The sequence below is a fragment of the Xanthomonas hyacinthi genome (assembly GCF_009769165.1).
GTDB classification, from domain to species: Bacteria; Pseudomonadota; Gammaproteobacteria; order Xanthomonadales; family Xanthomonadaceae; genus Xanthomonas_A; species Xanthomonas_A hyacinthi.
In genome coordinates, this window is record NZ_CP043476.1 from 799518 (window position 1) to 817028 (window position 17511).

General features: G+C 66.0%; 19 protein-coding genes. 4 read left to right on the forward strand and 15 right to left on the reverse strand.

Annotated features, from left to right (window positions below; translation table 11 throughout):
- Window positions 1-120 precede the first annotated feature (120 nt).
- From FZ025_RS03665 to FZ025_RS03675, 3 genes are all read right to left on the reverse strand, one after another.
- Window positions 121-1107 carry a malate dehydrogenase gene (locus FZ025_RS03665; RefSeq protein WP_046979772.1) on the reverse strand — a complete coding sequence of 329 codons (987 nt, stop codon included), beginning with the start codon at window positions 1105-1107 and terminating at the stop codon, window positions 121-123.
- Window positions 1108-1142: 35 nt separating this feature from the next.
- Window positions 1143-1517 (reverse strand): glutaredoxin family protein, encoded by a 375-nt coding sequence (locus FZ025_RS03670; RefSeq protein ID WP_046979773.1) that lies wholly within the window; start codon window positions 1515-1517, stop codon window positions 1143-1145.
- A 90-nt stretch (window positions 1518-1607) separates the two neighbouring features.
- The gene (locus FZ025_RS03675) at window positions 1608-2102 is read right to left on the reverse strand and encodes a peptidylprolyl isomerase (RefSeq protein ID WP_046979774.1); all 495 of its coding nucleotides are present in this window, start codon (window positions 2100-2102) and stop codon (window positions 1608-1610) included.
- A gap of 199 nt (window positions 2103-2301) precedes the next feature.
- Between FZ025_RS03675 and typA the strand changes: the two genes are divergently transcribed.
- From typA to FZ025_RS03690, 3 genes are all read left to right on the forward strand, one after another.
- Window positions 2302-4131 carry a translational GTPase TypA gene (typA, locus tag FZ025_RS03680; RefSeq protein WP_046979775.1) on the forward strand — a complete coding sequence of 610 codons (1830 nt, stop codon included), beginning with the start codon at window positions 2302-2304 and terminating at the stop codon, window positions 4129-4131.
- A 13-nt stretch (window positions 4132-4144) separates the two neighbouring features.
- Complete coding sequence (locus tag FZ025_RS03685; RefSeq protein WP_046979776.1) at window positions 4145-4627, forward strand: DUF2127 domain-containing protein; 483 nt, start codon at window positions 4145-4147, stop codon at window positions 4625-4627.
- 300 nt (window positions 4628-4927) lie between these two features.
- Window positions 4928-5173 carry an amidase family protein gene (locus FZ025_RS03690; RefSeq protein WP_208803738.1) on the forward strand — a complete coding sequence of 82 codons (246 nt, stop codon included), beginning with the start codon at window positions 4928-4930 and terminating at the stop codon, window positions 5171-5173.
- Between the two features lie 141 nt (window positions 5174-5314).
- Here FZ025_RS03690 and FZ025_RS03695 read toward each other — a convergent pair whose 3' ends face one another.
- Both FZ025_RS03695 and FZ025_RS03700 read right to left on the reverse strand, forming a co-directional pair.
- On the reverse strand, window positions 5315-6490 hold the full coding sequence (locus FZ025_RS03695; RefSeq protein WP_046979777.1) for a mechanosensitive ion channel family protein: 1176 nt from the start codon (window positions 6488-6490) through the stop codon (window positions 5315-5317).
- Between the two features lie 148 nt (window positions 6491-6638).
- Window positions 6639-8036 carry a class II 3-deoxy-7-phosphoheptulonate synthase gene (locus FZ025_RS03700; RefSeq protein WP_046979778.1) on the reverse strand — a complete coding sequence of 466 codons (1398 nt, stop codon included), beginning with the start codon at window positions 8034-8036 and terminating at the stop codon, window positions 6639-6641.
- Between the two features lie 227 nt (window positions 8037-8263).
- Here FZ025_RS03700 and FZ025_RS03705 point away from each other — a divergent pair, with 227 nt between their 5' ends.
- Complete coding sequence (locus FZ025_RS03705; RefSeq protein ID WP_046979779.1) at window positions 8264-10384, forward strand: TonB-dependent receptor; 2121 nt, start codon at window positions 8264-8266, stop codon at window positions 10382-10384.
- A gap of 371 nt (window positions 10385-10755) precedes the next feature.
- On the opposite strand, the gene FZ025_RS03710 is transcribed toward FZ025_RS03705, so the two are convergent.
- From FZ025_RS03710 to rpsE, 10 genes are all read right to left on the reverse strand, one after another.
- Complete coding sequence (locus FZ025_RS03710) at window positions 10756-11268, reverse strand: disulfide bond formation protein B (protein WP_046979780.1); 513 nt, start codon at window positions 11266-11268, stop codon at window positions 10756-10758.
- A gap of 181 nt (window positions 11269-11449) precedes the next feature.
- On the reverse strand, window positions 11450-11836 hold the full coding sequence (gene rplQ, locus FZ025_RS03715) for a 50S ribosomal protein L17 (RefSeq protein WP_003470628.1): 387 nt from the start codon (window positions 11834-11836) through the stop codon (window positions 11450-11452).
- A 294-nt stretch (window positions 11837-12130) separates the two neighbouring features.
- Window positions 12131-13129 carry a DNA-directed RNA polymerase subunit alpha gene (locus FZ025_RS03720; protein WP_046979781.1) on the reverse strand — a complete coding sequence of 333 codons (999 nt, stop codon included), beginning with the start codon at window positions 13127-13129 and terminating at the stop codon, window positions 12131-12133.
- A 50-nt stretch (window positions 13130-13179) separates the two neighbouring features.
- The gene (rpsD, locus tag FZ025_RS03725) at window positions 13180-13809 is read right to left on the reverse strand and encodes a 30S ribosomal protein S4 (protein WP_010340454.1); all 630 of its coding nucleotides are present in this window, start codon (window positions 13807-13809) and stop codon (window positions 13180-13182) included.
- Between the two features lie 14 nt (window positions 13810-13823).
- Window positions 13824-14216, reverse strand: a complete 393-nt coding sequence (gene rpsK / locus FZ025_RS03730; RefSeq protein ID WP_046979782.1) for a 30S ribosomal protein S11 — start codon at window positions 14214-14216, stop codon at window positions 13824-13826.
- A gap of 9 nt (window positions 14217-14225) precedes the next feature.
- The gene (gene rpsM / locus FZ025_RS03735; RefSeq protein WP_003470634.1) at window positions 14226-14582 is read right to left on the reverse strand and encodes a 30S ribosomal protein S13; all 357 of its coding nucleotides are present in this window, start codon (window positions 14580-14582) and stop codon (window positions 14226-14228) included.
- 340 nt (window positions 14583-14922) lie between these two features.
- Window positions 14923-16293, reverse strand: a complete 1371-nt coding sequence (secY, locus tag FZ025_RS03740; RefSeq protein ID WP_046979783.1) for a preprotein translocase subunit SecY — start codon at window positions 16291-16293, stop codon at window positions 14923-14925.
- Window positions 16294-16300: 7 nt separating this feature from the next.
- Window positions 16301-16744 carry a 50S ribosomal protein L15 gene (rplO, locus tag FZ025_RS03745; protein WP_104557637.1) on the reverse strand — a complete coding sequence of 148 codons (444 nt, stop codon included), beginning with the start codon at window positions 16742-16744 and terminating at the stop codon, window positions 16301-16303.
- A gap of 6 nt (window positions 16745-16750) precedes the next feature.
- Window positions 16751-16942, reverse strand: a complete 192-nt coding sequence (rpmD, locus tag FZ025_RS03750; RefSeq protein WP_046979785.1) for a 50S ribosomal protein L30 — start codon at window positions 16940-16942, stop codon at window positions 16751-16753.
- On the reverse strand, window positions 16935-17480 hold the full coding sequence (gene rpsE, locus FZ025_RS03755; protein WP_104557639.1) for a 30S ribosomal protein S5: 546 nt from the start codon (window positions 17478-17480) through the stop codon (window positions 16935-16937). Before rpsE ends, rpmD begins: the two co-directional genes overlap by 8 nt.
- Window positions 17481-17511 lie beyond the last annotated feature (31 nt).

The window sequence follows — 17511 nt, forward strand, 5'->3', positions numbered from 1 at the left end:
AAGAGGGGCTATGCACGACGGCTGCTCCCTTCTTCTCCGAAGGTGGCCCGCAGGTTCCGGCCGGCACAACGCAGAACGCCGGGCAGAGCCCGGCGTCCGGTGACGCGATCGCGCGTGCGATCAGCCCAGCAGGTGCGCCACGCCGCTGCGCTCTTCTTCCAGCTCGGCCAGGGTCTTGTCGATGTACTTGCGGCTGAAGTCGTCGATCGGCAGGTCCTTCACCAGGGTGTACTCGCCGTTGGCGGTGGTCACCGCGAAGCCGAATATCACGCCTTCCGGAATGCCGTAGGAGCCGTCGGATGGCACGCCCATGGTCACCCACTTGCCGTTGCTGCCCAGCACCCAGTCGCGCACGTGGTCGATGGCGGCGTTGGCGGCCGAGGCGGCCGAGGACGAGCCGCGCGCTTCGATGATCGCCGCGCCGCGCTTGCCCACGGTCGGGATGAAGCTGCCGGCGTTCCAGTCCTGGTCGTTGATCGCATCGGCGATGGAGGCGCCGTCGGCAGTGGCGAAACGGTAGTCCGGATACATGGTCGGGCTGTGGTTGCCCCACACCACCAGCTTCTCGATGCCGCCGACCGGCTTGCCGAGCTTGAGCGAGAGCTGGCTCAGCGCGCGGTTGTGGTCCAGGCGCAGCATCGCGGTGAAGTTCTTCGGGTTCAGCTCCGGCGCCGACTTCATCGCGATGTAGGCGTTGGTGTTGGCCGGGTTGCCGACCACCAGCACCTTGACGTTGCGGCTGGCGACCTTGTTCAGCGCCGCGCCCTGCGCGGTGAAGATCTTGGCGTTCTCCAGCAGCAGGTCCTTGCGCTCCATGCCCGGGCCGCGCGGACGCGCGCCGACCAGCAGGGCGACGTCGGCGTCCTTGAACGCCACTTCGGCGTCGTCGCTGCCGACCATGCCGGCCAGCAGCGGGAACGCGCAGTCTTCCAGCTCCATCATCACGCCCTTCAGCGCGGCCTGGGCTTTCTCCATCGGCAGCTCGAGCAGCTGCAGGATCACCGGCTGGTCCTTGCCCAGCATCTCGCCGGAGGCGATCCGGAACAGCAGGGCATAGCCGATCTGGCCGGCAGCGCCGGTCACAGCAACACGTACGGGTGTCTTCATGGGGGGTTCCTCTGCTAAAAAAGGGATAGGGTGGGTCAGTAGACGCGGTAGCCCAGCGGCTGCAGATGCGCATCCAGGGCGGCAGTGTCGTAGCCGTCGATCACATGCTGGCCGATCACGGTGGTCGGCACGCCTTCGCGGCCCAGTGCGGCGGCGGCCAGACGGCCTTCCTCCTGCTCCACGTCGAGCACGCGGTAGCGGACCTGGGCACGTTCGAAATCGGCCTGTTGCCGGCGGCAGTAGCCGCACCAGTCGGCGGCCAGCATCACGATGCCGTCCTCGCCGGTGAGTAGCCGCGGATCGCCGGCGGCCAGCGTTGCCGGCGCCGCTGCCGGCGCCGAACTGCGCCACCACGCGTGCACGCCGCCGCCGATCCCGAGCAGCAGCATGCACAACAGAAGGGGACGCATCGTCATCGAGATTGGGGCGCGGCAGTCAACCGGGAAATGTTAGCACGCAGGCCAGCGGCGACCGACCTGGGCGACCGGTCGCGGCGGCACTCAGGCGCTGAGCAGGCGGTTCCACTCGGCGACGCGGTCGGCCTTGGCCGCCAGCACCGCATCGGCGTCGCCTTCGATGGTGATCCCGTTGATCGCATCGCCCTGGGCGACGCTGTCGACCACGTCCAGGCCCTCGGTCACCTTGCCGAACACGGTGTGCTTGCCGTCCAGCCACGGGGTGGCGGTGTGGGTGATGAAGAACTGGCTGCCGTTGGTGCTGGGACCGGCATTGGCCATCGACAGCACGCCGCGCTCGTGGCGCACGCCGTTGCTGGTCTCGTCCTCGAAACGGTAGCCCGGGCCGCCGCGGCCGGAGCCTTCCGGGCAGCCGCCCTGGATCATGAAGTCGGCGATCACGCGGTGGAAGCTCAGCCCGTCGTAGAAGCCGCGCTTGGCCAGGTTCACGAAGTTGGCCACGGTCAGCGGCGCCTTGTCGGGATACAGCTCGATCGTGATCGGGCCGCGGGCGGTGTCGAAATGGGCGATCAGGGACATGGGATTCCTTGGAAACGGGGGCGTCATTTGGGGCGCATAGGATACACGGCGGCCTGTTTCGCCCGCTTCAGGCCCCCGCTCCCGGGACTGAACGGCCCTGCCGCCGGCCGCCGAATCCTGAACCGGCAGGCGCGCCGGGATGCAGGTATGATAGGCGGCTTACTCTCCTTCCTTTCTGGCGCCGGTTGGCCCCTTTCGCATGTCCATCGAAAATCTTCGCAATATCGCCATCGTCGCCCACGTCGATCATGGCAAGACCACCCTCGTCGACTGCCTGCTGAAGCAGTCCGGCACCCTCTCCGAGCGCACGGTGCTGGCCGAGCGCGTGATGGACAGCAACGATCAGGAAAAGGAACGTGGCATCACGATCCTGGCCAAGAACACGGCCATCACCTGGCAGGGCAACCGCATCAACATCGTCGACACCCCCGGACACGCCGACTTCGGCGGCGAGGTGGAGCGCGTGCTGTCGATGGTGGACTCGGTGCTGATCCTGGTCGATGCGATGGACGGGCCGATGCCGCAGACCCGCTTCGTGACCCAGAAGGCATTCGCGATGGGCTTCAAGCCGATCGTGGTGGTCAACAAGATCGACCGCCCGGGCGCGCGTCCGGACTGGGTGATCGACCAGGTGTTCGACCTGTTCGACAAGCTCGGCGCGACCAACGAGCAGCTCGACTTCCCGATCGTCTACGCCTCGGCGCTGCACGGCTACGCGAGCCTGGACGACAGCGCCCGCGAAGGCGACATGACCCCGCTGTACGAAGCGATCATGAAGCACGTGGCGCCGCCGCAGGTGGACCCGGACGGTCCGTTCCAGATGCGCATCAGCCAGCTGGACTACAACAACTTCGTCGGCCTGATCGGCATCGGCCGGATCCAGCGCGGCAAGGTCAAGAAGAACATGCCGGTCAGCATCGTCGACCGCGAAGGCAAGAAGCGCCAGGGCAAGATCCTGCAGGTACTGGGCTTCATGGGCCTGGAGCGGGTGGAAGTGGAAGAGGCCGAGGCCGGCGACATCGTCGCCATCTCCGGCCTCGCCGACATGAGCATCTCCGACACCATCTGCGCGCTGGACACCCCGGAAGCGCTGCCGGCGCTGACCGTGGACGAGCCGACCATCTCGATGACCTTCCAGGTCAACAACTCGCCGTTCGCCGGCAGCAAGGAACACAGCGGCGGCAAGTTCATCACCAGCCGCCAGATCCGCGAGCGCCTGGAGCGCGAGACGCTGCACAACGTCGCGCTGAAGGTCGAGGAAGGCTCCGACCCGGACAAGTTCCTGGTCTCCGGCCGCGGCGAGCTGCACCTGTCGGTGCTGATCGAGAACATGCGCCGCGAGGGCTTCGAGCTGGCGGTGTCGCGTCCGGAAGTCATCGTCAAGGAAATCGACGGCAAGCTGATGGAGCCGGTCGAGCAGCTGGTGGTGGACATCGAAGAGCAGCACCAGGGCGGCGTGATGGAGAAGCTGGGCATCCGCAAGGGCCAGCTGAAGAACATGGAGCCGGACGGCAAGGGCCGCGTGCGCCTGGACTACATGATCCCGGCGCGTGGCCTGATCGGCTTCCAGAACGAGTTCCGCACCCTGACCCAGGGCTCGGGCCTGCTGTTCCACGTGTTCGACCATTACGGCCCGAAGGAACAGGGCGCCATCGCCAAGCGCCAGAACGGCGTGATGATCGCCAACGCCGCCGGCGCCACCCCCGCCTACTCGCTGGGGCCGCTAGAAGAGCGCGGCCGCCTGTTCGCCGCTGAAGGCGACAACGTGTACGAAGGCCAGCTGATCGGGATCCACTCCAAGGACAACGATCTGACCGTCAACGCGATCAAGACCAAGCCGCTGACCAACATGCGCGCGTCGGGCAAGGACGATGCGATCAAGCTGACCCCGGCGATCAAGTACACGCTGGAACAGGCGCTGGACTTCATCGAGGACGATGAGCTGGTCGAAGTCACCCCGAAGGAAATCCGTCTGCGCAAGAAGTTCCTGACCGAAAGCGATCGCAAGCGCGCCGGTCGCGGCGGCTGATCGCCGAGTTCCCGTGGCCAGCAAGAAGGCGTACAACCCGGATCCGCATGCGCATCCAGGCCTGCACCTGATCGCACTGCTGGAGGCCGGCAAAGGCCTGCTGGCGGTGCTCGCGGCCACGGGCCTGGAACTGATGGGCCCGCTGCCGCTGCGTGCGGCGGTGGGCCGGCTGATCGTGCGCTTCAGCCTGGACCCGGAGCACGGCGCGCTGCCGTCGCTGCTCACCATGATCAATCCCGGCGCGGTGCACCTGGCCGCCGCCGGCATGCTCGCCTACGGCGTGCTGCACATCGTCGAAGCCTGGGGCCTGTGGCGCGCAAAGGCCTGGGCGTCGATGCTGGGCTGCATTTCCGCCGCCCTCTACCTGCCGTTCGACATCTACGCGATCGTGCGCCATCCCGGCTGGGCGTCCTGGGCGGTGCTGGCGATCAATCTCGCCGTGGTCGGCATCCTGGCCCGCGACCTGGTCCGGCGCCGGCGGCGTCCTGCGGTCTGAGTGCTTGCGCCCCTTGCGTCCACAGCGGTTTGCCAATCCCCATAGCGCTGCGCTGCCTCCCGGAGAACGACTCCCCGGGAACCTGCCGATGCGCGTGAGTATCATTGCGTGCCATAAGAAGCGTTTGCACAGGCTTCTTCGCTATTTGAGCACAGAGGCTCGCGCTGGATTTCCACTCTGAAAGGTAATCGCCTTCACTCTAAGAATCTGGAAAACTGAGGCTAGAGCATTGAAAGTCCATTTTGTGATGCACGCGTCCTTCGAAACGGATTTTTTAGCTCGGCAGTAGGGGTAAGAAGCGTGAGCGTTACACGTGGATTTCAGCGAAGGCCCGGACTGGAAATGCGGCGGCGTCGCGGGCTTTCGAAGGCATCGAAAAGAACCGACTCCCCCCGCAAAGACTTGCTGCACGGCATTCCAATTGCGCTGAAGGATTTATCCGACACCACGACACTGCCAACCTCCTATGGCTCACCGGCAGATGCCGGAAACCGTCATGTCATGGATGCCGCCTGCGTGGCGCTGGCGCTGGCGCTGGCAAAATAGTTGGCGAAGAAGCCGCTCCTGAAGGTTTCATCGCATGCAAGCGGATGAGAGAAACATGCCGTAGGCCATGCACCACCGCAACAACGCATGCGCGATACAGACGGCTGCGAAGACGCGCATACACCACAGCAAAGCACCAGGCTATGCCGTGCCGGGCTTCGGCTCGGCCAAATCGGACGCCGCTGTCGCCGCCGGCGCGCCATCCTCGGCGCCGGGCGAACGCATCGCGGCCGAGTCGAGCGACGCCGCCGGCGCCGGGCGCAACGGCGGCGATGCTTCCGACGCAATCTCCGCACGCATCCGCGGCAAGGCATACGGATGTTCGCGGGTCAGAAAATCGATCGTCCGTTCGCGCACGATGCAGCGCAGGTCGAACGCATCGCCGGAGTTGCGCGCACTGACCAGCAGGCGCACCTGGATCGTGCTTTCGCTGGTCTCGGTCACCTGGGTCACGCAGACGCGGCCATCCCACAGCGGCTCGCTCTTGCAGATCCGCTCCAGCTCGGCACGCAGCTGCGGCAGCGGCGTGCGGTAGTCCAGCCACAGGAACGCGGTGCCGAGCAGATCGGCGCTGCTGCGCGTCCAGTTCTGGAACGGGTTCTCGATGAACCAGGTCAACGGCACCACCATGCGCCGCTCGTCCCAGATGCGCACCACCACGTAGGAACTGCCGATCTCCTCGATGCGGCCCCACTCGCCTTCGACGATGACCACGTCGTCGAGCCGGATCGGCTGGGTCAAGGCGATCTGCAAGCCCGCGATCAGGTTGCCGAACACCGGCTTGGCGGCGATACCGGCGACCAGGCCGATGATGCCGGCCGATGCCAGCAGCGTGGTGCCGATCTGGCGGACCGCCGGGAAGGTCAGCAGCACCACCGAGGTGCCGAGCAGGACGATCGTGCCCATCGCCACGCGTGCCAGCACCCGGGTCTGGGTCTGGATGCGGCGCGCGGTCAGATTGTCGGCCACTTCGATCGGATAGCTGCGCAGGATCGCCGCTTCCAGCGCGGCGGCGCCGCGCACCAGCAGCCAGGTCACGCAGGCGATCATGCCGATGTGCAGCAGATGCTGCAGGTCGGTCAGCGCGCGCTCGTCCAGCGGCGTGGATTCCAGCGCGAAGCTGAGCATCAGCATCGGCAGCAGGAACGCCATCGGCACGCTGAGCACGCCGACGATACGCGCGCGCCGGTAGTCGCGCCCGCGCATGCGCTGCGCGATCCGCAGCAGCAGCCACCAGGCGAGGAAACCGAGCACTACCGCAGCGCCGATCGGCAGCGTGTAAACGCGCCACGGGATCCAGTCGAGGTCCGGGTTCAAGATGCGCTCCTTGAAGGGGGGAGGCGTGGCGGCAGTGTGGCAAAGCAGGCATGAGCGCGATGTCGAGCGGCGCGGTACGCCGGCGCGGCGTCATTGCAAGATGCCCGCGACGGCGTGCTAGCGATCGCACCCGGCTGCCTGCGCGGCCTCAGTCCGTGGTCAGCGGCACGCTGCGCCCGTTCTGCTTGCGCACGATCGCCAGCGCGATCTCCAGCGACTGCTCGTAGTTCAGGCGCGGATCCACGCTGGAACGGTACGCACGCTCCAGGTCGCACTCGGTCAGTTCGCGTGCGCCGCCGGTGCATTCGGTGACGTCTTCGCCGGTCAGTTCCAGATGCACGCCGCCCAGGCGCGTGCCGGCCGCGGCATGGATGTCGAAAGAGTGCTCCACCTCGCCCAGCACGTTGTCGTAGCGCCGTGTCTTGTAGCCGTTGCTGGTGCTCTCGGTATTGCCGTGCATCGCATCGCACACCCACAGCACGCGGCGGCCGTCGCGCTTCACCGCGTCCAGCAGCGGCGGCAGTTTCTGCGCGATCTGCGCCGCGCCCATGCGATGGATGAAGGTCAGCCGGCCCGGTTCGTCCTCGGGGTTGAGCACGTCGATCAGGCGCAGCAACTGGTCCGGCTGCGCCGACGGCCCGACCTTGACCGCGATCGGATTGCGGATGCCGCGGAAGTACTCCACGTGCGCGCCGTCCAGCGCTGCGGTGCGCATGCCGATCCACGGATAGTGCGTACTGAGGTTGAACCAGCCCCACTGCCGCGGCACCTCGCGGCTCAGCGCTTCCTCGTACGGCAGCAGCAGCGCTTCGTGCGAGGTGTAGAAGTCGATCCGGTTGAGGTTGTACAACTGCGCCCCGGACAGGGTCTCCATGAAGCGCACCGCGTCGCCGATCGAGGCGACCATCTTCTGGTAGTCCTCGGCCAGTGGCGAGTAGCCGACCCAGCTCAGGTTCCAGTACTCGGGATGGTGCAGGTCGGCGAAACCGCCGTCGATCAGCGCGCGCACGAAGTTCATCGTCATCGCCGAACGCGAGTGCGCGGTGATCATGCGCCGCGGATCGGGCGCGCGCGCCTGCACGGTGAACTCCGGGCCGTTGACCACGTCGCCGCGGTAGCTGGGCAGGATCACGCCGTCGCGGGTCTCGGTGTCGGCCGAGCGCGGCTTGGCATATTGGCCGGCGTAGCGCCCGACCCGCACCACCGGCAGGCGCAGTCCGTGCACCAGCACCAGGCTCATCTGCAGCAGCACCTTGAGTCGGTTGGAGATGGTACCCGACTCGCAATCGCTGAAATTCTCCGCGCAATCGCCGCCCTGCAGCAGGAAACGCTTGCCTTCCTGCGCCTCGGCCAGCTGCTTCTTCAGCGCGAAAATCTCCCACGAGGTGACCAGCGGCGGCAGCTGGCGCAATTCGTCCAGCGTCGTCTCCAGCGCCTGCGCGTCCGGATACACCGGCATCTGCAGCGCGGGCTTGCCGCGCCAGCTGGCGGGCGCCCAGGACGGCGGAACGGATTCGGGCGCGACGGCGGGGACGGACAGGTTCATGAAAGGACTCCTTGGCAGCCTGCGATGTTGGCAGAGCCAGGCCGCGACGCAAAGCGCCGTGTCGCGTGGTGGCCAAACCGTGGCCATCGCGCGCCGGGACATGAACGGAAGGCAAAGCGCGCATGCCAGGCATGACTTCCGGCCTACGCTAATGTTGCCGCGAAAGTAGAATGTTATGACATAACAAATCCACTCCCTTTTTTTTTATTCCAGGTCTCGCCCACGCCATGACACCTCGCCCCCTCTCCGCCGCCATCGCCCTTGTCCTGCTGGCCGCCCCTGGCCTCGCGCTCGCCGCCGATACCGACCCCGAGCGCACCACCGACCTGGACGCGGTCACCGTCACCGCCAAGCTGGAAGCCGCGCGCAACGCGCTGTCGCCGGATATCGGCAGCAGCCAATACGCGATCACCGCCGCGGACATCGAACGGCTACCGCTGGGCGCCTCCACCCCGCTCAACCAGGTGCTGCTGCAGGCACCGGGCGTGGTCCAGGACTCCTACAGCGGCATCCACGTGCGCGGCGACCACGCCAATCTGCAGTACCGCATCAACGGCGTGCTGATCCCCGAGTCCATCTCCGGCTTCGGCCAGAGCCTGGACCCGCGCACGATCAAGAGCATCAAGCTGCTCGACGGCGCGCTGCCGGCGCAGTTCGGCGACCGCACCGCGGCGGTGGTGGACATCACCACCAAGAGCGGCGTGGAACTGGGCAACGGCGGCAGCGTCGGCATCACCGGCGGCTCCTACGGCACGCTCAATCCGAACGCCTCCTGGTGGGGCAGCAGCGGCCGCTGGAGCTGGTTCGTCAGCGGCGACTACGCGCAGAACAAGAACGGCCTGGAGAATCCGGTCGACAGCCGCACGCCCGAGCACGACAAGTCGCACCAGAGCAAGGGCTTCGCCGACCTCAGCTACCTGATCGACGAGAACACCCGGCTCAGCCTGCTGGTCGGCTACGCCAACAACCGCTTCCAGATCCCGAACAATCCCGGGCAAACGCCCGCGTTCGACTACCTGGGCACCACCGACTTCGATTCGTCCAGGCTCGACGAGAACCAGCGCGAGAACACCCGCTTCGGCACGCTAGTGCTGCAGGGCTCGCTCGGCGCCACCAGCTACCAGCTGTCGGCCGGGCAGCGCTACAGCAGCGTCGCGTTCTCGCCCGACGTCGCCGGCGATCTGATCTTCAACGGCGTCGCCTCGCAGGTGGACCGCAGCAACCGCGCCAACACCGTGCAGGCCGACTTCTCCACCCCGCTCGGCGACGCGCACACGCTGCGCTACGGCGTGTACGGCAACTTCGAACATGCCGTGGCCAGCAACAATTCCTATGTGTTCCCGGCCGATGCCGACGGCAATCAGACCAGCAATGCGCCGATCTTCATTCCCGACGCCAGCCGTTTCCACGCCAGCACCTATGCGCTGTATCTGCAGGACGAGTGGAAGATCGGCGAGGACTGGACCGTGAACTACGGCGTGCGCGGCGACCGCTACAAGGCGTTCGGCACCACCGAAGGCCAGCTCAGCCCGCGCCTGGGCGTGGTCTGGCAGGCCAGCGCCGACACCACCGTGCACGCCGGCTACGCGCGCTACTTCACCCCGCCGGCCAGCGAACTGATCTCCACCAGCGACATCGCCCTGTACGACGGCACCACCAACCAGCAGTCCACCGCCGGCGGCGCGACCACGCCGCTGAGCGAGCGCAGCGACTACTACGACCTGGGCATCTCGCAGGTGGTCAACGAGCACCTGACCCTGGGCCTGGACACCTACTACCGCAAGGCCGACCGCCTGCAGGACGAAGGCCAGTTCGGCGCCGCCTACGTGTATTCCACCTTCAACTACCGCTACGGCCGCATCCGCGGCGCGGAATTCAGCGCCGACTACAGCAACGGACCGGTCACCGCCTACTTCAACGTCGCCTACAGCAAGGCGATGGGCAAGCGGGTCATGACCAGCCTGTACAACTTCGATCCGGACGCGCTGGCCTATGCCTACGACAACTGGATCCACCTCGACCATGACCAGAAGTTCACCTCGTCCGGCGGCATCAGCTACGCGATCGACGACGCCAGCCGGATCGGCGCCAACTACCTGTTCGGCAGCGGATTGCGCACCGACACCGACACCGTGCCCAACGGCGCCGAGCTGCCGTCGTACTTCCAGCTGAACCTGAGCGCCGGCCACGACTTCGCGCTCAGCGCGCATCCGCTGCACGCGCAACTGGCGGTGCTCAACGTGCTCGATCGCAGCTACCAGCTGCGCGACGGCGGCGGCATCGGCGTGTTCGCGCCGCAATGGGCACCGCGCCGCGGCGTGTACCTGAGCCTGCAGCAGGATTTCTGAGGCAGGTGCGGGAGCAGGCCGCGCCCGTGGAACGGGCCGGCCTGGATGCGGGGAGAAGAGAGGTACTGCACAGCTGTCGCTTGCAGGCGAAAGCGAGTTCAAGCTCCGAAACCAGGCGCGACGGCTTGCCAAGCCGAAATCCGCTGGATATTCACACCCCATGAATTCGCAGCCCACGAGGTGTTGTGGGAGCGACTTCAGTCGCGACGGGCCTTATCGGTAACGCCTGTCGCGACTGAAGTCGCTCCCACAGGTTTCGTCGTCCCGGCCCAGCTCCGCTGGCGGCAGACAGCGCTGCCAACGACCAAGAGGGCCGCAGTCGAACACGCGCCTTTACCGCGTCGCGGCACCAGCGCGGCCTCCGGCCGCTATCAGTGCAGCGACCGCCGCCTGCTCTTGAAGCCGGCATACAGCGCGAACAGCGCCAGCAGCACGAAGCAGATCAGGCACCACATCGGCATCGACAGGCCGAGGAAGCGCCAGTCGATGTTGCCGCAGTCGCCGGTCCCGGTCAGCACCCGGCGTAGCACCTCGAACGGCCCCAGCGTCTCGCGCAGGAAGCCCAGCGGCGGCCCGCAGGAGGCCATCGGATCGGGAAACAGCTGCACCCACACGTGCTTGCTGGAGATGCCGGCGCCGATGGCCGCGGCGAGGAACGCCAGCACGCCATGGACCTTGCGCCCGCCGCTGCGCGCCTGGCCGTGCAAGGCGCCGAGCAGGAACAGCAGGCCCAGCGCGGCGAACGCGATGCGCTGGAAGACGCACAGCGGGCAGGGCTCGATGCCCAGCTGCAGCTGCACGTAGATCGCATAGCCCAGCAGCGCGGCGCAGATCAGAAAACCGAACAGGAACTGCGCGCGGAAACTCCAGCGTAACGGGTTCATCGGGTCGGGCTCACATGAACGATGCGCGCATTATCCGCCATCGCCCGCCTCGCCACCATGTGCCGTCCGTCGACACGTGCGGCGCGCGCCGCGGCGTCCGCCCGCACGTCGCGGAGCCGCCGCCCAGACGCAAGAAAGCCCGGACATGCCGGGCTTCTTGCCGACGCGGTGCGGGCCGGATCTACTCGGCCACTTCCTCGGCGATCGCGGTCGGGCGATCGACCAGCTCGACGTACGCCATCGGCGCGTTGTCGCCGGCGCGGAAGCCGCACTTCAGGATGCGCAGGTAGCCGCCCGGACGCGACTGGTAGCGCGGGCCCAGCTCGACGAACAGCTTGCCCACCGCTTCCTTGTCGCGCAGGCGCGAGAAGGCCAGACGGCGATTGGCGACGCCATCGACCTTGGCGATGGTGATCAGCGGCTCGGCGACGCGACGCAGTTCCTTGGCCTTCGGCAAGGTGGTCTTGATCAGTTCGTGCTTGAACAGCGAGGCCGCCATGTTGGAGAACATCGCCTGGCGATGGGCGCTGGTGCGGTTGAACTTGCGGCCGGATTTCTGGTGACGCATGGTCTTGGTTCCTATGGAAAGTTGAAACTGCTGGAGATCGCTGTCGCCATCCTGGCGTTGAACAATGGACTGCGGATGGTCCGAGCCGGCCGTCCCTGACCGGACAACGCCGCGGGCTTGAAGACCCGTCGGCGTAGTGGTGCAACTGATGCGGCGCGAGGCGCCTCGAAGGCGCCCCTGCTTCCATCCCTGGCGGTATTGCCTGGGCTGCGCAGAGCCCTGCCCGGCCATCCATGACCGGACATGCGTCCGTCCATGGCCGATGCCGGTGCGGCATCGGCCAGGTGCGGCTGCTTAGCCGAGCATGCCGTGCTGGGCGACGCCGGCCGGCGGCCAGTTCTCCAGCTTCATGCCGAGCGACAGGCCGCGCTGGGCCAGCACTTCCTTGATCTCGGTCAGCGACTTCTTGCCGAGGTTCGGGGTCTTGAGCAGCTCCACTTCGGTCTTCTGGATCAGATCGCCGATGTAGTAGATGCTCTCGGCCTTCAGGCAGTTGGCCGAACGCACGGTCAGTTCCAGATCGTCGATCGGACGCAGCAGCACCGGATCCACGCCGTTGCTGGCCGGCTTGGCCGCGCCACGGTCGCGATGGGTGAAGTCGCCGAACACCGACAGCTGATCGCTGAGGATGTCGGCGGCGGTGCGCACGGCTTCCTCGGCATCGATGGTGCCGTTGGTCTCGATGTCCAGGACCAGCTTGTCCAGGTCGGTGCGCTGCTCGACGCGCGCGGATTCGACCGCGTAGGCGACGCGACGCACCGGCGAGAACGACGCATCCAGGATCAGGCGACCGATGGTGCGGGTTTCCTCGTCCGGGCGGCGACGCGCGGCGGCCGGCTGGTAGCCGAAGCCACGCTCGATCTTCAGACGCATGTTGATCGCCATATCCTTGGTCAGGTGGCAGATCACGTGGTCGTTGTTGAGGATCTCGACGTTGTGGTCGGTCTTGATGTCGGCGGCAGTGACCGTCCCCGGGCCCTGCTTGGACAGCGACAGCGTGGCGCTGTCGCCGGTGTGCATGCGGATGGCCACGTCCTTGAGGTTGAGCAGGACATCCAGCACGTCCTCCTGCAGCCCTTCGACCGTGGTGTACTCGTGCAGCACGCCGTCGATCTCGACTTCGGTGATCGCGAAGCCGGGAATCGAGGACAACAGCACGCGGCGCAGGGCATTGCCCAGCGTATGCCCATAGCCGCGCTCCAAGGGCTCGATTACGACCTTGGCGCGGTTGTCGGTAAGGCGTTCGATCTGCGGCCCACGGGGGCGCAGAACCTGGTTGGCGGTAACCGTCATGTTGCGGGTTCTCCTGACGAACCTCCGTTACCGGAGGCTCTCCAATGTGATTACTTCGAATACAACTCGACGATCAGCGCTTCGTTGATGTCGGCAGGCAGGTCCGCACGATCCGGCACGGCCTTGAAGATGCCGCTGAACTTCTTCGAATCGACCTCGACCCAGGACGGGTTCAGGTCGTGCGTTTCGGCAACGGTCAGCGCTTCCTGCACGCGAAGCTGCTTCTGCGCCTTTTCCGACAGGGCGATCGCGTCGCCGGCCTTGACCTGGTACGAGGCCAGGTTCACCGACTTGCCGTTGACCAGCACGCCACGGTGCGACACCAGCTGGCGCGCGGCCGGACGGGTGACGGCGAAGCCCATGCGGTAGACCACGTTGTCCAGGCGGGTTTCCAGCAGCTGCAGCAGGTTCTCGCCGGTGTTGCCCTTCTTGGTCGAGGCCTTCTTGTAGTAGTTGCGGAACTGACGCTCCAGCAGACCGTAGATACGCTTGACCTTCTGCTTTTCGCGCAGCTGGGTGGCGTAGTCGGACAGCTTGCCCTTGCGGGCGGTCGCGCCGTGCTGGCCGGGCTTCTGCTCCAGCTTGCACTTGGAGTCCAGCGCACGCGCCGGGCTCTTGAGGGAAAGATCGGCGCCTTCACGGCGCGCGAGCTTACAGGTAGGACCGATATAACGAGCCATTTCTTATCGCTCCTTTAGACGCGACGCTTCTTCGGCGGACGGCACCCGTTGTGCGGGATAGGCGTCACGTCGATGATGTTGGTGATCTTGTATCCGACGTTGTTCAACGAACGGACGGCGGACTCGCGACCCGGACCCGGGCCCTTGATGCGCACTTCCAGCGACTTCACGCCGTAGTCGAGCGCGGCGCGCCCGGCCTTCTCGGCGGCAACCTGCGCCGCGAACGGCGTGGACTTGCGCGAACCGCGGAAACCGGCGCCACCGGAGGTCGCCCAGGACAATGCATTGCCCTGGCGGTCGGTGATGGTCACGATGGTGTTGTTGAACGAAGCGTGGACGTGGGCGACGCCGTCGGTGACGACGCGCTTGATCTTCTTCTTGGTCTTTGCTGCTGTGGGCTTAGCCATGTCTGTCCCTTACTTCCTGATCGCCTTGCGCGGGCCCTTGCGGGTGCGGGCGTTGGTGCGGGTGCGCTGACCACGCAGCGGCAGGCCACGACGATGACGCAGGCCGCGGTAGCAGCCCAGGTCCATCAGCCGCTTGATGGCAATGCCCACTTCGCGACGCAGGTCGCCTTCGACGATGTACTTGCCGACTTCGAGGCGCAGGCGCTCGATTTCCGGTTCGGACAGGTCACGGATCTTGGTGCTCGAGGTCACGCCTGCGGCTTCGCAGACTTTCTTCGAACGGGTACGGCCGATGCCGAAAATGCTTTGCAACCCGACCCAGACGTGCTTCTGGGCTGGCAGGTTGACGCCTGCAATACGCGCCATGACGCGGTTCTCCAACTGAGTGATGGCCCGACGGCGCACTATGGCGCCATCCGGCAGGATGGATCAAAAAGTGAACTTGTAAGTCTAGCAAGGTCTCGGGTTACATGGAAGCCCGTGGAACCTTTCGGTTCCGCAGGCCCGGCATGGGGAGTGTGCCCATGCTCCGGCGCCGGACGTCGTTGGCCAGGGTGAGGATCCACCTCGGCCGCCCGCGCTACTCCAGCGCAGGACCACCACGTCGCACCCACGCACGAGACCGCTGCATGGGCCGCCCTTCAAGTGGGAAGACTGCGCCCGGGAACCGGGGGCGCCTTCACCGAAGGAAGTCAAATTATAGCAATCAACCGCGGGCGAAACCGCCGCCGCGCGAGCCACCCTTGAGGTTGGCCTTCTTCAACAGGCTTTCGTACTGGTGCGACATCAGGTGCGCCTGGATCTGCGCGATGAAGTCCATCACCACCACGACCGCGATCAGCAGCGAGGTGCCGCCGAAATGGAACGAGGTGCCGAGCTGCGCGCGCATGATTTCCGGCAGCAGGCACACGATCACCAGGTACAGCGAGCCGGCGGCGGTCAACCGGGTCAGCACGCCGTCGACGTAGTCGGCGGTGGCCTTGCCCGGACGGATACCCGGGATCAGCGCGCCGGACTTCTTCAGGTTGTCCGCGGTTTCCTGCGAGTTGAACACCAGCGCGGTATAGAAGAACGCGAAACCGATGATCAGCGCGGCGAACACGATCATGTGCACCGGCTCGCCCGGGCCCAGCGCATTGGCGATGCGCTGCAGCCAGCTGCCGAAGGTGCTGTTGGAGGCGGCCTGGCCCGACCACATCGACAGCGTCGCCGGGAAGGCGAGGATGCTCGAGGCAAAGATCGGCGGAATCACGCCGGCCATGTTCAGCTTCAGCGGCAGGAACGAGGTCTGGTTCATGTACGCGTTGCGGCCGCCCTGGCGCCGCGCATAGTTCACCGTGATCCGCCGTTGCCCGCGCTCGACGAACACCACGAACAGGGTGAAGGCGAGGATGGTCAGCACGATCAGCAACAGCGAGATGAAGCTCATGTTGCCGTCGCGGTAGGCTTCCACGGTCTGGATCGACGCGGCCGGCAGGCCGGCGACGATGCCGGCGAAGATGATCAGCGACACGCCGTTGCCGATGCCGCGCTCGGTGACCTGCTCGCCGACCCACATCAGGAAGATGGTGCCGGCGGTCAGCGCGATCACCGCGGTGAGCACGAAGCCCATGCCCGGCGCGTACACCACCGGTGCGCCGCCCGGTGCGGTCTGGTTCTGCAGCGCCAGCGCGATACTGCCGCCTTGCACCACCGCCAGCAGCACCGCGCCGATGCGCGAATACTGGGTGATCTTGCGTCGGCCGGATTCGCCTTCCTTCTGCATCGCCTTCAGCGACGGGAAGATGTGCGTGGCCAACTGGATCACGATCGATGCCGAGATGTACGGCATCACGTTCAGCGCGAAAATGCTGAAACGGTGCAGGGCGCCGCCCGAGAACATGTTGAACATGTCCACGATGCCGCCGCCCTGCGCCTGCATCAGCGCAAGCATGGCTTCGGGATTGACGCCCGGCACCGGCACGTAGCAGCCGATGCGGTAGACGATCAATGCGCCGAGAACGAACAACAGGCGCTGGCGCAGTTCCGTGAACTTGCCAAGCCCGCCGCCGAGGTTACCCATGCCACCCTGCGCCATCTGCGTGTTACTCCTGCACGCTGCCGCCGGCAGCTTCGATTGCCGCCTTGGCACCGGCGGTCGCGGCGATGCCCTTGAGCACGAACTTCTTGCTCAGCTCGCCCTTGAGCACGACCTTGGCCTTCTTCGCGGTGCTCGGAACCAGCTTCGCAGCGCGCAGCGCGGCGAAATCGATCTCGCCTTCCGGCAGGTTGTCGAGCTGGTAGGACAGCACTTCGGCGGTGTCCTTGGCGATCTTGGAACGGAAGCCGATCTTCGGCAGACGACGCTGCATGGGGGTCTGGCCGCCTTCGAAGCCGGCCTTGATCTTGCCGCCGCCCTTGCGCGCGAACGAACCCTTGTGGCCGCGGCCGCAGGTCTTGCCCAGGCCCGAACCGATGCCGCGACCGACGCGGGTGCGCTCGGTACGCGCGCCGGGGGCCGGCTTCAGATCATTGAGTTGCATAGTCATGGTCGCTTATTCCTCAACCTGGACGAGGTAGTGAACCTTGTTGATCAGGCCGCGTACCTGCGGGCTGTCCTTCAATTCACGCACATCGTTGAGCTTGTTCAGGCCCAGCGCACGCACCGACAGGCGGTGACGCGACTGGGTACCACGCAGGCCGCGCACCAGGCGCACCTTCACCGTCTTGTTGGACTCATTAACCATGGTTGAGTTCCTCCACCTTCTTGCCGCGCTTGGCCGCGATACGCGACGGCGACTGCATGTCTTCCAGCCCGCGCAGGGTGGCGCGCACCAGGTTGATCGGGTTGCGCGAACCGACGGCCTTGGCCAGCACGTTCTTGACCCCGACCGCTTCCAGCACGGCGCGCATCGCGCCGCCGGCGATGACGCCGGTACCTTCCGAGGCGGGCATCATGAACACGCGCGCCGCGCCGTGGCCGGACTTCACCGGGTGCCACAGGGTGCCGTTGTTCAGGTCGATGTTGAGCATGCCCTTGCGCGCGTACTCCATCGACTTCTGGATCGCGACCGGCACTTCACGCGCCTTGCCGTAACCGAAACCGATCTTGCCGTTGCCGTCGCCGACCACGGTCAGCGCGGTGAAGGTGAACTGGCGACCGCCCTTGACCGTCTTGCTGACGCGGTTGACCGCGACCAGCTTTTCGATCATGCCGTCGTCGACTTTCTCTTCGCGGTTGCGGTCGCGATCACGACCCCGCGGTGCACGCTGTTCTTCAGCCATTGTGTATTCCTTGGTAGTTGAAAGATTTACG

Bases quoted from the DNA above. Each gene is read 5' to 3' on its own strand.
- rpmD (WP_046979785.1), bottom strand. From the start codon at position 16,942: ATGGTTAATGAGTCCAACAAGACGGTGAAGGTGCGCCTGGTGCGCGGC.
- FZ025_RS03665 (WP_046979772.1), bottom strand. From the start codon at position 1,107: ATGAAGACACCCGTACGTGTTGCTGTGACCGGCGCTGCCGGCCAGATC.
- FZ025_RS03700 (WP_046979778.1), bottom strand. From the start codon at position 8,036: ATGAACCTGTCCGTCCCCGCCGTCGCGCCCGAATCCGTTCCGCCGTCC.
- FZ025_RS03705 (WP_046979779.1), top strand. From the start codon at position 8,264: ATGACACCTCGCCCCCTCTCCGCCGCCATCGCCCTTGTCCTGCTGGCC.
- FZ025_RS03710 (WP_046979780.1), bottom strand. From the start codon at position 11,268: ATGAACCCGTTACGCTGGAGTTTCCGCGCGCAGTTCCTGTTCGGTTTT.
- FZ025_RS03720 (WP_046979781.1), bottom strand. From the start codon at position 13,129: ATGACGGTTACCGCCAACCAGGTTCTGCGCCCCCGTGGGCCGCAGATC.
- rpsE (WP_104557639.1), bottom strand. From the start codon at position 17,480: ATGGCTGAAGAACAGCGTGCACCGCGGGGTCGTGATCGCGACCGCAAC.
- secY (WP_046979783.1), bottom strand. From the start codon at position 16,293: ATGGCGCAGGGTGGCATGGGTAACCTCGGCGGCGGGCTTGGCAAGTTC.
- rpsD (WP_010340454.1), bottom strand. From the start codon at position 13,809: ATGGCTCGTTATATCGGTCCTACCTGTAAGCTCGCGCGCCGTGAAGGC.
- rplO (WP_104557637.1), bottom strand. From the start codon at position 16,744: ATGACTATGCAACTCAATGATCTGAAGCCGGCCCCCGGCGCGCGTACC.
- FZ025_RS03675 (WP_046979774.1), bottom strand. From the start codon at position 2,102: ATGTCCCTGATCGCCCATTTCGACACCGCCCGCGGCCCGATCACGATC.
- FZ025_RS03670 (WP_046979773.1), bottom strand. From the start codon at position 1,517: ATGCGTCCCCTTCTGTTGTGCATGCTGCTGCTCGGGATCGGCGGCGGC.
- typA (WP_046979775.1), top strand. From the start codon at position 2,302: ATGTCCATCGAAAATCTTCGCAATATCGCCATCGTCGCCCACGTCGAT.
- rplQ (WP_003470628.1), bottom strand. From the start codon at position 11,836: ATGCGTCACCAGAAATCCGGCCGCAAGTTCAACCGCACCAGCGCCCAT.
- rpsK (WP_046979782.1), bottom strand. From the start codon at position 14,216: ATGGCTAAGCCCACAGCAGCAAAGACCAAGAAGAAGATCAAGCGCGTC.
- rpsM (WP_003470634.1), bottom strand. From the start codon at position 14,582: ATGGCGCGTATTGCAGGCGTCAACCTGCCAGCCCAGAAGCACGTCTGG.